The sequence below is a fragment of the Marinimicrobium sp. UBA4509 genome, assembly GCF_002388575.1.
Taxonomy (GTDB): domain Bacteria; phylum Pseudomonadota; class Gammaproteobacteria; order Pseudomonadales; family Cellvibrionaceae; genus Marinimicrobium; species Marinimicrobium koreense.
This window is the reverse complement of sequence record NZ_DGMV01000057.1, coordinates 22151-35063: the sequence shown is the minus strand read 5'-3', so window position 1 is coordinate 35063 and position 12913 is coordinate 22151. Positions and strand designations below refer to the sequence as shown.

At 58.9% G+C, this 12913-nt stretch carries 10 protein-coding genes; all 10 read right to left on the bottom strand.

What is annotated here, in order from left to right:
• Window positions 1–292 precede the first annotated feature (292 nt).
• A complete protein-coding gene (locus B3520_RS11160) occupies window positions 293–1699 on the bottom strand; it encodes a mannose-1-phosphate guanylyltransferase/mannose-6-phosphate isomerase (RefSeq protein ID WP_286804680.1) in 1407 nt (468 codons plus the stop codon).
• A gap of 3 nt (window positions 1700–1702) precedes the next feature.
• The gene (gene galU / locus B3520_RS11155; RefSeq protein ID WP_024460009.1) at window positions 1703–2593 is read right to left on the bottom strand and encodes a UTP--glucose-1-phosphate uridylyltransferase GalU; all 891 of its coding nucleotides are present in this window, start codon (window positions 2591–2593) and stop codon (window positions 1703–1705) included.
• 223 nt (window positions 2594–2816) lie between these two features.
• Entirely contained in the window at window positions 2817–4172 is a 1356-nt protein-coding gene (locus tag B3520_RS11150) for a phosphomannomutase CpsG (RefSeq protein ID WP_286804682.1), read from the bottom strand.
• A 70-nt stretch (window positions 4173–4242) separates the two neighbouring features.
• Complete coding sequence (gene cmk / locus B3520_RS11145; protein WP_414673670.1) at window positions 4243–4896, bottom strand: (d)CMP kinase; 654 nt, start codon at window positions 4894–4896, stop codon at window positions 4243–4245.
• A 108-nt stretch (window positions 4897–5004) separates the two neighbouring features.
• Complete coding sequence (pyrF, locus tag B3520_RS11140) at window positions 5005–5712, bottom strand: orotidine-5'-phosphate decarboxylase (RefSeq protein ID WP_123637238.1); 708 nt, start codon at window positions 5710–5712, stop codon at window positions 5005–5007.
• A gap of 135 nt (window positions 5713–5847) precedes the next feature.
• Window positions 5848–6114, bottom strand: coding sequence for a ComEA family DNA-binding protein (locus B3520_RS11135; protein WP_123637237.1), 267 nt, complete (start codon window positions 6112–6114; stop codon window positions 5848–5850).
• A gap of 686 nt (window positions 6115–6800) precedes the next feature.
• Window positions 6801–8213 carry a sulfate adenylyltransferase subunit CysN gene (gene cysN, locus B3520_RS11130; RefSeq protein ID WP_123637236.1) on the bottom strand — a complete coding sequence of 471 codons (1413 nt, stop codon included), beginning with the start codon at window positions 8211–8213 and terminating at the stop codon, window positions 6801–6803.
• Between the two features lie 219 nt (window positions 8214–8432).
• The gene (gene cysD, locus B3520_RS11125; RefSeq protein WP_024460003.1) at window positions 8433–9344 is read right to left on the bottom strand and encodes a sulfate adenylyltransferase subunit CysD; all 912 of its coding nucleotides are present in this window, start codon (window positions 9342–9344) and stop codon (window positions 8433–8435) included.
• A 103-nt stretch (window positions 9345–9447) separates the two neighbouring features.
• A complete protein-coding gene (locus B3520_RS11120; protein WP_286804689.1) occupies window positions 9448–11706 on the bottom strand; it encodes a bifunctional prephenate dehydrogenase/3-phosphoshikimate 1-carboxyvinyltransferase in 2259 nt (752 codons plus the stop codon).
• 8 nt (window positions 11707–11714) lie between these two features.
• Complete coding sequence (pheA, locus tag B3520_RS11115) at window positions 11715–12812, bottom strand: prephenate dehydratase (RefSeq protein ID WP_286804691.1); 1098 nt, start codon at window positions 12810–12812, stop codon at window positions 11715–11717.
• Window positions 12813–12913 lie beyond the last annotated feature (101 nt).

Here is a 12913-nt window from a genome sequence, read left to right as displayed (position 1 = left end):
ATAAGCGAAGCGCATCCGCCGTTTCCCGGGGTAAAAAAAGAAAAGGTGCTAGTTCCCGGAACGTTACGCTGGCAGCGCGGAGGTTGGGTATACCGTTGCGAGACCGTCACCCGCCTTGGACGCCCCACAGGGATGTGGGAAGTGTCCCGAAGCGCCGGGAGCGCGAAGGGGGCCGGCGGGTGCAGAGCCTACAGGGATGTATTCATGGCGTGTCTCGCAACGGTATACCCAACCGGAGCACTACACGACAAAGCACCCGAATGTTCTACGAGATGCTTCTACACCCCTTCTATTAAGTCCGCCCGTAATTGTCGTCGAAGCGCTGGATGTCATCTTCGCCCAGATAGGGGCCGGACTGGACTTCGATGATTTCAAGGGGGATTTTGCCCGGGTTGCTCAAGCGGTGGCGGGTGCCGACCGGTATATAGGTCGACTCATTCTCGGACAGCAGCAGCGTCTGGTCGTCCAATTCCACCTGAGCGGTGCCCTTGACTACCACCCAGTGCTCGGCGCGGTGATAATGCATCTGTAAGGACAGGCTGGCGCCGGGTTTTACCCGAATGCGCTTTACCTGGTAGCGGGTGCCCTGATCTACCGAATCGTAGCAACCCCAGGGACGATAGACCTCCCGGTGCTGGAGATGCTCGGTGCGGTTACCCTGCTCGATCCGGGCAATCACCTTCTTCACCTGCTGAGCCTGACTCTTGTCTGCCACCAGAACCGCGTCCGGGGTATTGATGATCATCAGGTTATTGACGCCGATGGTCGCCACCAGCTTGTCTTGAGTGAAGACCAGCGTGTCGTGTGAATCCACATCAATGGCATCGCCCACAAAGCTGTTGCCATTGGCGTCTTTCTCGGACAGCTCCCAAAAGGACTGCCAGCAACCCACATCGCTCCAGCCCGCATCCAGCGGGACGCAAACCACCGCCTGGCTTTTCTCCATGACCGCATAATCAATGGAGATATCCGGCGCCTCGGCAAAGGCGTCCCGGTCGATGCGAACAAAATCCAGGTCTGTGCTGGCTCTGTCGTAGGCCCGTTGGGCGGCACTGAGTACCTCCGGGGAGCAGCGCTCCAGCTCGGACAAGAATGCACTGGCACGGAACACGAACATGCCGCTGTTCCAGTAATAATCGCCCTCAGCGAGATACTGCTCAGCGGTGGCCAGGTCCGGCTTTTCCACGAACCGCTCGACGGGATGGCTACCCTGCCCTTCCCGGCGGGTTTTGATATAACCGTAGCCGGTTTCGGGGCGGGTTGGCTGGATGCCAAAGGTCACCAGTTTGTCACTGTCTGCCGCGTCGGCCGCCTGGGCGATAGCCTTCTGAAAGGCCTCAATCCCCTGGATCATATGGTCAGCGGCAAGCACGAGCAACGTCGGATCATCCTCCTGGGTCAGCGCTTTAACCGCCGCCAACGCCAAGGCTGGCGCGGTATTACGCGCCAGCGGCTCAAGCAGGATCGACGCGCGGCTCTGACCGATTTCCTGGAGCTGCTCGGCCACCATGAAGCGGTGCTCTTCATTGCACACCACAATCGGGTCACCCAAGTCGGGCACCCCGTCCAGACGCAGCAGAGTCTGCTGTAACATGGTGGTTTCACCAAACAGCTTGAGCAGCTGTTTCGGGTAGTGTTTGCGCGACAGCGGCCACAAGCGTGACCCGGAGCCGCCCGCCAGGATAACGGGAACAATCATCGATCAGCCCTGCCGGCTTTTGAGAAATTCATCGAACTGTGCGCCAATTTCGTGGTGACGCACGCCGTATTCGATGTTCGCCATCATGTAGCCCAGCTTGGAGCCGCAGTCGTGACTCTTGCCGGCCAGGCGATAGGCTTCGACGGTCTCGTCAGTCACCAGGGCGTCCAGCGAGTCGGTCAGCTGGATTTCACCACCGGCGCCCGGTTGGGTTTTGGCCAGCAGATCCCAGGTGGACTTGGACAGGACGTAGCGCCCGACAATAGCCATGTTGGACGGAGCCGCGTCGCGCTCGGGTTTTTCCACCATGCCTTTAACGGCGGCGCACTCGCCCTCTTCCACTTGGGCACCGTCGCAGTCGACCACGCCGTATTTGTGCACCTGCTCCCAGGGCACCTCTTCCACCAGAATCTGGCTGCTGCCGGTTTCGTCAAAGCGGCGAGTCATGGCCGCCAGATTGTCTTTGCGTAGGTTGCAGTGGTGCTTGTCGATCAGCACGTCGGGCAGCATTACCGCAAAAGGCTCTTCTCCCACCACCGGGCGGGCGCACAAAATGGCGTGGCCCAGGCCTTTGGCTTCGGCCTGACGCACGGAGATGACCGTCAGTCCCGGCGGCGTGATGGACCGGACTTCTTCCAGCAGTGAGCGCTTGAGACGCGCTTCGAGCTGGGCTTCCAGCTCGAAGCTGGTATCGAAGTGGTTTTCGATGGAGTTTTTACTGGCGTGAGTGACCAGGACGATTTCCTTGATGCCGGCCGCTGCCGCTTCCTCAATTACGTATTGGATGAGGGGCCGGTCGACCACGGGCAGCATCTCTTTGGGGATGGCTTTGGTGGCGGGCAGCATACGGGTGCCCAGACCGGCGACGGGGATGACGGCTTTTTTGATCTGCATGTGTGGTCTCCTTGAGTGTTGGGGGTCGTTCCCAGAGTGTTGTGTCCGGTTGATTTTTAGAGTGGAGGGTTAGAGTTGTCCGGTCGCGGCATCGGGTGAACCCTTTTCAAAACGCGATAAATACATCCCTGTAGCTCCCTCTCTTCTTCCCTGAAGAGAGGGTTTGAAAAGAGTTCACCCGACACCGCGCCCTCAGAGGGAACCCCACCCTTTCACTCGTAACTTACTGATTCAGCAGCGCCAACACTTCGTCGGTTTTTTCCTGTACCAGTTTCTTGTCGCCGCGGCTCTCGGCGTTCAGGCGTACCACCGGCTCGGTGTTGGACATGCGCAGGTTGAAGCGCCAGTCGTCAAATTCCATGGTGATACCGTCGGCACGGTCGATGGCTTTGGCCTGGTCCTTGTAGTGCTCGAATACCCGGTCAATGGCTGCGGCGGCATCGTCCACTTTGCTGTTGATTTCGCCCGGGGACGGGAAGCGATCGATGCAATCCTGTAGCAACTCGGACAGGGGCTGGCCCTTGCGACCGATCAGCTCCGCTACCAGCAGCCAGGGGATCATTCCGCTGTCACAGTAGGCGAAGTCACGGAAGTAGTGGTGGGCGCTCATTTCACCGCCGTAGATGGCATCTTCGCTGCGCATCCGCTCCTTGATGAAGGAGTGGCCGGTTTTGGATTGAATGGCGGTGCCGCCGTGCTTTTCGCAGATGTCGATGGTGTTCCAGGTCAGGCGTGGGTCATGAATGATCTTACTGCCCGGCACCTTGAGCAGGAAGGCTTCGGCCAACAGGCCGACGATGTAGTAACCCTCGGTGAACTCGCCCTTCTCATCGAACAGGAAGCAGCGATCGAAGTCGCCGTCCCAGGCAATGCCCATGTCCGCGCCGTGCTTGATCACCGCCTCGCTGGTGGAGGCCCGATTTTCACGCAGCAGCGGGTTAGGAATACCGTTTGGGAAGGTCGGGTCCGGCTCGTGGTGGACCTTGATAAATTCGATCATGGGCAGGTGCGGTTCGATCGCATCGATGACGTGGCCTGCGGCCCCGTTACCGGCGTTGACCACAAGCTTCATGGGCTTGAGTTTGTCCTTATCGACGTAGCTCAGCAGGTGCTGGATGTAGTCCTCCAGCACTGAACCCTTTCGGTAGGCACCTCTCTTAGATTCGTCCACGGCCGGGAAATCATTGGCTTCGGCCATGGCCTGAATATCGTTCAGCCCGGTATCACCACTGATGGGACGAGAACCCTCACGCACCATCTTCATGCCGTTATAGTCAATCGGGTTGTGACTGGCGGTGATCACGATGCCGCCATCGGTTTTCAGATGGCTGGTAGCGAAGTAGATCTCTTCAGTGCCGCACAGACCGATATCGATCACGTCCGCACCGCCGTCCTGCAGGCCGCGGGCGCAGGCAAGCTTCAAGGACTCACTGGTCTCTCGCACGTCGCCACCCACCACGACGGTTTTGGGCTTGAGGTATTCCGCAAAGGCGCGGCCGATGCGGTAGACGATGTCTTCATTGAGTTCTTCACCCAACTTGCCGCGAATATCGTAGGCTTTAAAACAGGTCAGTTTCATCTTCGTTCCGTCCGGTTTGTGTTATTTGTCATCGTTGCTCCGGCACCCCATGGGTGCCAGCCCCACCCGGCTAGCGGGTATAGCTTAAAATTCTCTCGAGCACCTGCTCGATGGTCAGCTCGGTACTGTCCACCAGGTGGGCGTCATCGGCGGGCTTAAGGGGTGACACGGCGCGTTCGCTGTCCCGCTTGTCCCGCTCGCGGATATCCGCCACCAAGGCGTCCATATCCACTTTCTCGCCTTTTTCCAATAACTGCAAGTAGCGGCGTTCGGCACGCGCCTCTGGACTGGCGGTCAAGAAGATTTTGACGCCAGCATCGGGAAATACGGTGGTTCCCATATCGCGCCCGTCGGCGACCAGGCCCGGTGCCTGCCGGAAGTCCCGCTGGCGCTGCAACAGAGCCTCTCGGACCGGCGGATAAGCCGCCACCCGAGAGGCGTTCATGCTGACGGCCTCGGTACGAATTTCCCGGGACACATCCTGCTCTTGCAGCAAAATGCGCGTGTCCTCACCGGCCGCGTCAAACCGCACCGCCAGATGCCGGGCCACCGCGGCCACCGCATCGGGATTATCCAGGTCAGCGCCGGCGTTCATGGCGGCCAGCGCGGTCAGCCGGTAGAGGGCACCACTGTCGAGCAGATGATACCCGAGACGATTGGCCACCAGCCGACTCAGCGTGCCCTTGCCCGCCCCACTGGGGCCGTCAATCGCAATTACCGGGATGGGACTGTTTTCGGTCACAGGGGTTCCTTAGCGGTCTTGAACATTCAGATTTGGGGTTACTCGCCGACCCGGATCTCAAAGCTCGGGGCGGCGCGCTCGAGCCGTGCCTCAGGGGGCAATGCTCTGGGCGATCTCCCGACAGCGGGCAATGGGATCGGCGGCCCGGGTAATCGGTCGACCAATCACCAGGTAATGGCTCCCGGCGGCAATGGCTTCCTGCGGCGTCAGGGTCCGACGCTGATCATCCGCCGCACTGTCGGCGGGACGAATGCCGGGGGTGACCAGACAAAAATCCGGACCATGCCGCTCGCTTAATGCCCGAGCTTCCTGAGCCGAGCATACCACACCATCCAGACCACTTTTATGACTCAGGTCCGCGAGATGCAGGACCTGTTCCATCGGAGTCCGGGCGACGCCGGTAGAGCGCAGATCCGCTTCGGTCATGCTGGTCAGTACCGTGACCCCAATCAGCAGGGGGCGGCGACCGGAGACTTTGTCCAGAGCCTCGCGGGCGGCGCTCATCATGCGCTCTCCACCACTGGCGTGAACATTGACCATCCATACGCCGAGGTCGGCCGCCGCACGCACCGCGCCCGCCGTCGTGTTGGGTATGTCGTGGAATTTCAGATCCAGAAAAATATCGAACCCGAGCCCCTGGAGTTGCTCGATCACGGCGGGACCGCTACGGGTAAAAAGTTCCTTGCCGACCTTGAGCCGACAGTTCTCCGGTGAGAGCCGACGCGCCATGGTCAGGCAGTCGTCAGCGTTGTCGTAATCCATGGCAACGACAATGCGTGGAGCCTCGGGATTGGGCATGTTTTCCCCCTATGCACAAAAAAAGCCCGAATTCAGTGAATCCGGGCTGCCATTAAAGCAAATTTGGCATCAAATTGCAGCGTCTAATCGTTGCTGAGGGAGGTGCCTGGGTGACCGTCGCAGGTCATCCCGTGGTCAGTTCAGGGTCATATGGTCGCGATTGGACTCAATGGTCGCTTCGCCAATGCCCCGCACTTCCACCAACTGGTCCAGGCTGACAAACTCGCCGTTGGCGTCGCGCCAGGCGACGATGGCCTCGGCTTTTTTGGGGCCGATGCCATCGAGCTGCGCTAGGGTTTCCACATCGGCGGTATTGATGTTGACGGGCGCCTCGGGTGCAGCATAAGCCGCAACGCTGAACAGCAGGGCGATGGAACACAGGAAGGATGAGATCAGTTTCATGATGAACTCCTTTTGCTTGGTTTGTTGAGTAAACAGTAAACGTCGTCCGACGACGTGGGAGCCAGATTATTCAGCGAGGAGCATGGCGCGTAGGGGAAATGTGCGCGGCGTTTTGTAGGAAATTGCCGACAAAATTCTGAGATTTGATCGGGATCACACTATGGGTGTGATTGGATTTTGGGTGTTGATGGGCTTCGTAGCTAAAGCTACGGCTGGGTGTACGGTTGTGAGACACGCCGTAAATACATCCATGTAGGCTCGACGCGCGGAGTCCCTCCGCTTACGGTCTCACAACCGTACACCCAGCCTCCGCTGTGCCAGATTCACGTTTCGGGAAATAATTGCGTAGGTCGGATTAGCGGAGCGTAATCCGACGTTGACTTTGGCAAAAGATGTCGGATTACGCGCTACGCGCTAATCCGACCTACGGGACTATAACGGCAACTGTAAAATGGTGGATGACAGGGCTGCGCCCTTTATCCACCCTACGAAACACTCTTCTGCTCCGTAAACATCTTGTAGGTGCTATTTCCCGAAACGTGAATCTGGCACTGCGGAGACAGGGTGTATTGTTGCGAGACCGTCACCCGCCTGGACGGCGGGTGATGAGCCCCCATGGATGGGTTCACGGCGTGTCTCGCAACAATACACCCTGTCGCAGCACCCCTGTTCGAAGTAACGAATTCCTACAATTTACTCAAATCCTTGGCATCCCAGTGAGGGAAGTGCTTGCGGACCAGGGCGTTCAGCTCCAGTTCGAATTCGCTGAACTGGTGGTGGCTGGTTTTGGTGCGGCGCAGGCCTTCGATGACCATGCCGGCACCGACGGTGAGGTTGGTCAGTCGGTCAATCACGATGAACGAGCCGCTCATCCGATGATTCGGATAGGCATCCACGACCACCGGCTGACTGAAAGACAGCTCGGATACAGCAATGTCGTTTAATTGCAGCTTGTCCGCCGGCTTGTGCTCCTGAGTGTTCACATCGACCCGGTATTCCAGGTTATCGATATGCCCCGAGACCAGTTTGCTGGCAAATTTGAACAGATACTCTTTGCCCGGCTCGCCCGCGTCTTCGTTCATCCAGACCAGGTGTGCCTTGAGGTGATTGGTCTGCTCCACCTTGTCCGCCGAGTGGACAATCATATCGCCACGGCTGACATCGATCTCGTCTTCCAGGGTGATGGTCACGGCCTGCCCGACAAAGGCTTCCTGCAAATCACCATCGAAAGTGACAATGGATTTGATCTTGCTCTTCTTGCCCGACGGCAACACTTTGACTTCATCACCCACCTTCACGATTCCTGAAACGATGGTGCCGCAGAAACCGCGGAAGTTCAGGTGGGGACGATTCACGTACTGGACCGGGAAGCGGAAGTCCTCGAAGTTGCGCTCGGCCATGACTGGCGCGTTTTCCAGGATTTCCATCAATGTCGGGCCGGTGTACCAGTCGCAACGTTCGCTGCGATTGACCACATTGTCGCCCTCGAGGGCGGACATGGGCACAAACTGAACGTCGGTCATTCCCAACTTTTCGGCAAAGTTGAGGTAATCCGATTTGATGTGGTTGTAGACCTCTTCGCTGAAGCCTTCGAGATCCATCTTGTTCACGGCCACCACGATGTGTTTGATGCCCAGGAGCGACGCAATGTAGCTGTGGCGACGGGTCTGGGTCATGACACCGTGGCGCGCGTCGATCAGAATCACCGCCAGGTCACAGGTGGAGGCACCGGTGGCCATGTTCCGGGTGTACTGTTCGTGCCCCGGGGTGTCGGCGATGATGAATTTACGTTTGGCGGTGGAGAAATAGCGGTAGGCAACATCAATTGTGATGCCCTGTTCGCGTTCGGCCTGCAGGCCGTCCACCAGCAGTGCCAGGTCCACTTTCTCACCGGTGGTGCCGTACTTGCTGCTGTCCGAGCTGATGGATTCCAGCTGATCTTCGTAGATCATTTTGGAGTCGTGCAGCAGGCGGCCAATCAGGGTGCTTTTGCCGTCGTCGACGCTACCGCAGGTGAGAAAACGCAACAGCTCTTTGTTTTCGTGCTGTTCGAGATAGGCGTCGATATCAGTTTCGATCAATTCGCTTTGGTGACTCATGGTGTTCAGTTACCTTGGTCTTGAATTCGTTTTTTCGGGGCCGTCCAGTTGGGCTACGGCGAAGATTTTACGTACGGTAACGGCGGATGCGCTTCGCTTATCCGCCCTACGCAACCTCCTTAGGACGGACAAAACTGAAGGCCGCAACCCCGCAGCCCAACGTAGGGCGGATCGGTCCGACGCTTCGGAGGCCGAAGGCCGCATCCGCCGTAACCCAGCCTAGAAGTACCCTTCCTGCTTTTTCTTTTCCATGGAGCCGGAGCTGTCGTGATCGATCACGCGGCCCTGGCGCTCGGAGGTCTTGGTCAGCAGCATTTCCTGAATGATTTCCGGTAGCGTGGTCGCTTCGGATTCCACCGCGCCGGTCAGGGGGTAGCAACCCAGGGTGCGGAAGCGCACCATTTTCATTTCCGGCTCTTCGCCCGGCTCCAACGGCATGCGTTCATCGTCCACCATGATCCAGGTGCCGTCACGTTCGACCACCGGACGCTTGGCTGCGAAATACAGGGGCACCAGCGGTATGTTCTCAAGGTGGATGTACTGCCAGATGTCCAGCTCGGTCCAGTTCGACAGCGGAAACACGCGAATGCTCTCGCCCTTGTCCACCCGACCGTTGTAGATGTTCCACAACTCCGGACGCTGGTTCTTGGGATCCCAGCGATGGTGCTTGTCGCGGAAGGAGTAAACGCGCTCTTTTGCCCGGGACTTTTCTTCATCGCGACGGGCGCCGCCAAAGGCGGCATCAAACTTGTACTTGTCCAGCGCCTGCTTGAGCGACTGGGTTTTCATGATGTCGGTGTGCTTGGCGCTGCCGTGAGTAAAGGGGCCCACGCCCATCTTCACCCCTTCCTCGTTGATGTGCACAATCAGATCCCAACCGAGTTCCTTCACGCGCTTTTCGCGGAACTCGATCATTTCCTTGAACTTCCAGGTAGTGTCGACGTGCATCAGCGGGAACGGCGGCTTGCCCGGGTAGAACGCCTTCTGGGCCAAGTGCATCATGACCGCCGAGTCCTTGCCGATGGAGTACAGCATCACGGGGTTATCAAACTCCGCCGCCACTTCGCGAATGATATGGATGCTTTCCGCTTCCAGTTGTTTCAGGTGGGTAAGATTGTATTTGTCTGACATTCCGCTCAACACTGTTTGGGGGCGGGACAAGCAGGAGACTCACCCGCCCTTGGGTGACTGGGATTCGAAGTAAGGCGCATTATAGAGTAATGCGCCCCCTCCTTTAATGATCGATTACTTCTAAGGATATTCCGGTCTGTTTGGCCAGTTCCACGAAGGTCGGGAATGAGGTGGCCACATTGGTAGCGTCCTTGACCCGGATTGGCTGGGTGGCCCGCAGCGCCGCGATGGCAAAAGACATCGCAATGCGGTGGTCGTGGTGGGTCTCCACCTCACCGCCGCCCATGGTGCCGCCCTGAATCACAATGCCATCGGGGGTGGGTTTGGCATCGATACCGAAGGTGGTCAGACCGTCCGCCATCGCCTGGATGCGGTCGCTCTCTTTCACCCGCAGCTCTTCCGCGCCGGTCAATACCGTCTCACCCTCCGCACAGGCGGCGGCGATAAACAGCGCCGGAAACTCATCAATCGCCAGCGGCACCTGATCTTCCGGAATGTGGATACCTTTCAGCGGCGCATAGCGAACGCGGATATCGGCTACGGGCTCACCGCCGACGATGCGCTCGTTGCTCAAGGTCAGGTCCGCCCCCATGGCCTTCAGAATATTGATCACGCCCACCCGCGTGGGGTTGATGCCGACGTGGGTCAGCGTCAGGTCGGACCCGGGAGCAATGCTCGCCGCCACCATGAAAAAGGTGGCCGAAGAAATGTCCGCCGGTACTTCAATTTTGGTGGCGGTGAGATGACCGCCGCCGGTGAGCTCAGCCACCGCGCCGTCTTTTTTCACCTCGTAGCCGAAACCGGTCAACATGCGCTCGGTGTGATCACGAGTCGGCGCCGGTTCGGTTACCCGGGTGGTGCCCTGGGCGTACAGCCCGGCCAGCAGAACGCAGGATTTCACCTGAGCGCTGGCCATGGGCAGTTCGTAATCAATACCTTTCAACGCCTGCCCACCCTTGATCTTGAGCGGCGGACGACCGCCTTCAGCGGTATCAACCACGGCCCCCATCTCACGCAGCGGGTTGGCAACGCGATCCATAGGCCGCTTGGCCAGAGATTCATCGCCACTGATTTCGCTGTCAAACGCCTGCCCGGCGAGAATGCCCGACATCAGGCGAATGGTGGTGCCGGAGTTACCGATATACAGCGGCTTCTTGGGCGCTTTCAGGCCATGCAGGCCCACGCCGTGGATTTTGACCCGACCTTCGCTCGGCCCTTCAATCACCACACCCATATCGCGAAACGCCTGTAGCGTCGCCAGAGCATCCTCCCCTTCCAGGAAGCCTTCCACTTCGGTCACGCCATCGGCCAGCGAGCCGAGCATGATCGAACGGTGGGAAATCGACTTGTCGCCCGGCACCCGAATGGTACCGGTCACGGCGCCGCCGGGTTGCAATAGGTAATCTATTTTTCCTGTGGTCATGGCTGGTATGAACGCTCTCTTGGCCAGAATATTGGTGAAATGGTCCCGGGCGGCTTTGGCTCGGGTGAAGACGCCCAGCAGATACTCGCTGTCTTCACGGTCGATGGCCGCGCGCAACCGGGTCAGGTTGTCGATAAACAGATCCAGCGAATCCAGAACCGCGCCCCGGTTCGCTTTCATGATGTCGTGCCACATCACCGGGTCACTGGAAGCGATGCGGGTAAAGTCCCGAAAACCGCCGGCGGCATAGCGGAAGATATTCGGGTTACCGATATCCTCTGCCAGGGTATCAACCAGTGAGTAGGCGATGGCATGAGGTAAATGGCTGGTGGCGCCGAGCACCTGGTCGTGCTCTTCGACGGACATATCCAGCACTTCGGCACCGACGGCCTGCCACAGGGCCCGTACCCGCTCCAGATGCACGGCGCCGGTCTCGGGCAGCGGCGTCAGGATGACGCGGTGGTTTTCATACAGATCCGGGTTGGATGCGGTCACGCCGCTGCGCTCGGAGCCAGCAATGGGATGGCCGAGCACCAGTTGGGCGGGGCTTTGCCCGTAAACCGATTCTGCGGCGGAGCGCACACTGCCTTTGACACTGGCGCCATCGGTAATGGTCACCGCCGGCGATACCTGATCGCGAATGGCGGCCAGTACCGATTCTACCGCCAGGGTCGGCACGGCGATAAAAATGACATCGCCCTCGCCCAATTCGGGTGCGACAGCACTGAGATCATCTACCACCCGATCCACTACGCCCAGCTCAATGGCTTTGCGGCCCGCGTCCGGGCGGCGAACCACCCCGATGGCCTCTCGACAGGCGTGTCGCTGGCGCAATCCCATGGCAAGACTGCCGCCGATCAATCCCAGACCGACCACCACCAGTTTGCCGATGACCGGCGTCGGATCAGTCGCTGTGTGTCCCTCAGAAGTGACCGCCATGACCGCCCTTAAAGAACCGCTTTCGGGTAGGAACCGAGCAACTTCAGGTCCGCCGCCCGCGACGACACTTCGTTGAGCACCTTGCTCACCTCCGCGTCCTGGGCGTGACCACTGAAGTCGATGAAGAATACGTAGGTCCAGGCACCGGTTCGCGCCGGGCGGGATTCCACCCGAGTCAGATCGATATGGTGGCGGTGGAACGGCTCGAGCAGGTTGTGCAGTGCGCCCGGCTCATTGCGCATGGCCACCACCAGGGAGGTTTTGTCATCGCCGCTGGCCGGTACCGATTCGGTCCCGATAATCAGGAAACGGGTGGAGTTGTCCGGCTCGTCTTCGATTTTCTCGGCCAACACTTTCAGGCCGTACAGCTCGGCGGCCATGCTGCCCGCAATGGCGGCGGCATTCCACTCTCCTTTCAGACGCTTGGCCGCTTCCGCGTTGCTGCTGACCGCAATGCGTTCGGCGTTCGGGTAATGCGCATCCAGCCATTTGCGGCACTGGGCTAGCGACTGGGAGTGGGAGTAAATACGGCTGATGTTTTTCACGTGAGTGACATCGGATATCAACAGATTCTGATGAATCCGCAGCTCCACTTCCCCACAAATTTTCAGGTTGGAGGTCATGAAATTATCCAGGGTGTGATTGACCACACCCTCGGTGGAGTTCTCCACCGGCACCACGCCGTAATTGACCGCGCCGGCTTCCACTTCACGGAACACTTCATCAATGGCCGAGAACGGCATGGCAATGGCGGAGTGACCGAAATGCTTGAGCGCTGCCTGCTGGGTAAAGGTGCCCTCGGGCCCCAGAAACGCCACTTTGATCGGCTGCTCCAACGCCAGGCAGGCGGACATGATTTCCCGAAACAGGCGCGCCATTTCCTCGTTGCTCAAAGGCCCCTGATTGCGCTCCATGGCTTTGCGCAGCACCTGGGCTTCACGCTCGGGGCGATAAAAACTTTTCGCCGCCTCTTCCGGGTTTGCGCTCTTTTTGACTTCCGCCACATCTTGGGCGCACTGAGCCCGCTCGGAAATCAGTTTGCCGATCTGATCGTCGATCGAATCAATGCGATCGCGCAGCACCTTCAGTTGTTCAGATTCGTTCATAGAAGCATCGTTTACCATTGAGAAGGCACCCGTTGGGTGCCTGTCGTCGTGTTTGTGCATTGTCGCTTGGACGCTGGGGTGACGGCGGGTGCGGCCTTTGG

Coding starts and splice junctions, on each gene's coding strand:
- cysN (WP_123637236.1), bottom strand. CDS start 8,213: ATGAGTCACCAAAGCGAATTGATCGAAACTGATATCGACGCCTATCTC.
- galU (WP_024460009.1), bottom strand. CDS start 2,593: ATGCAGATCAAAAAAGCCGTCATCCCCGTCGCCGGTCTGGGCACCCGT.
- B3520_RS11150 (WP_286804682.1), bottom strand. CDS start 4,172: ATGAAACTGACCTGTTTTAAAGCCTACGATATTCGCGGCAAGTTGGGT.
- pheA (WP_286804691.1), bottom strand. CDS start 12,812: ATGAACGAATCTGAACAACTGAAGGTGCTGCGCGATCGCATTGATTCG.
- cysD (WP_024460003.1), bottom strand. CDS start 9,344: ATGTCAGACAAATACAATCTTACCCACCTGAAACAACTGGAAGCGGAA.
- B3520_RS11135 (WP_123637237.1), bottom strand. CDS start 6,114: ATGAAACTGATCTCATCCTTCCTGTGTTCCATCGCCCTGCTGTTCAGC.
- pyrF (WP_123637238.1), bottom strand. CDS start 5,712: ATGCCCAATCCCGAGGCTCCACGCATTGTCGTTGCCATGGATTACGAC.
- B3520_RS11120 (WP_286804689.1), bottom strand. CDS start 11,706: ATGGCGGTCACTTCTGAGGGACACACAGCGACTGATCCGACGCCGGTC.
- B3520_RS11160 (WP_286804680.1), bottom strand. CDS start 1,699: ATGATTGTTCCCGTTATCCTGGCGGGCGGCTCCGGGTCACGCTTGTGG.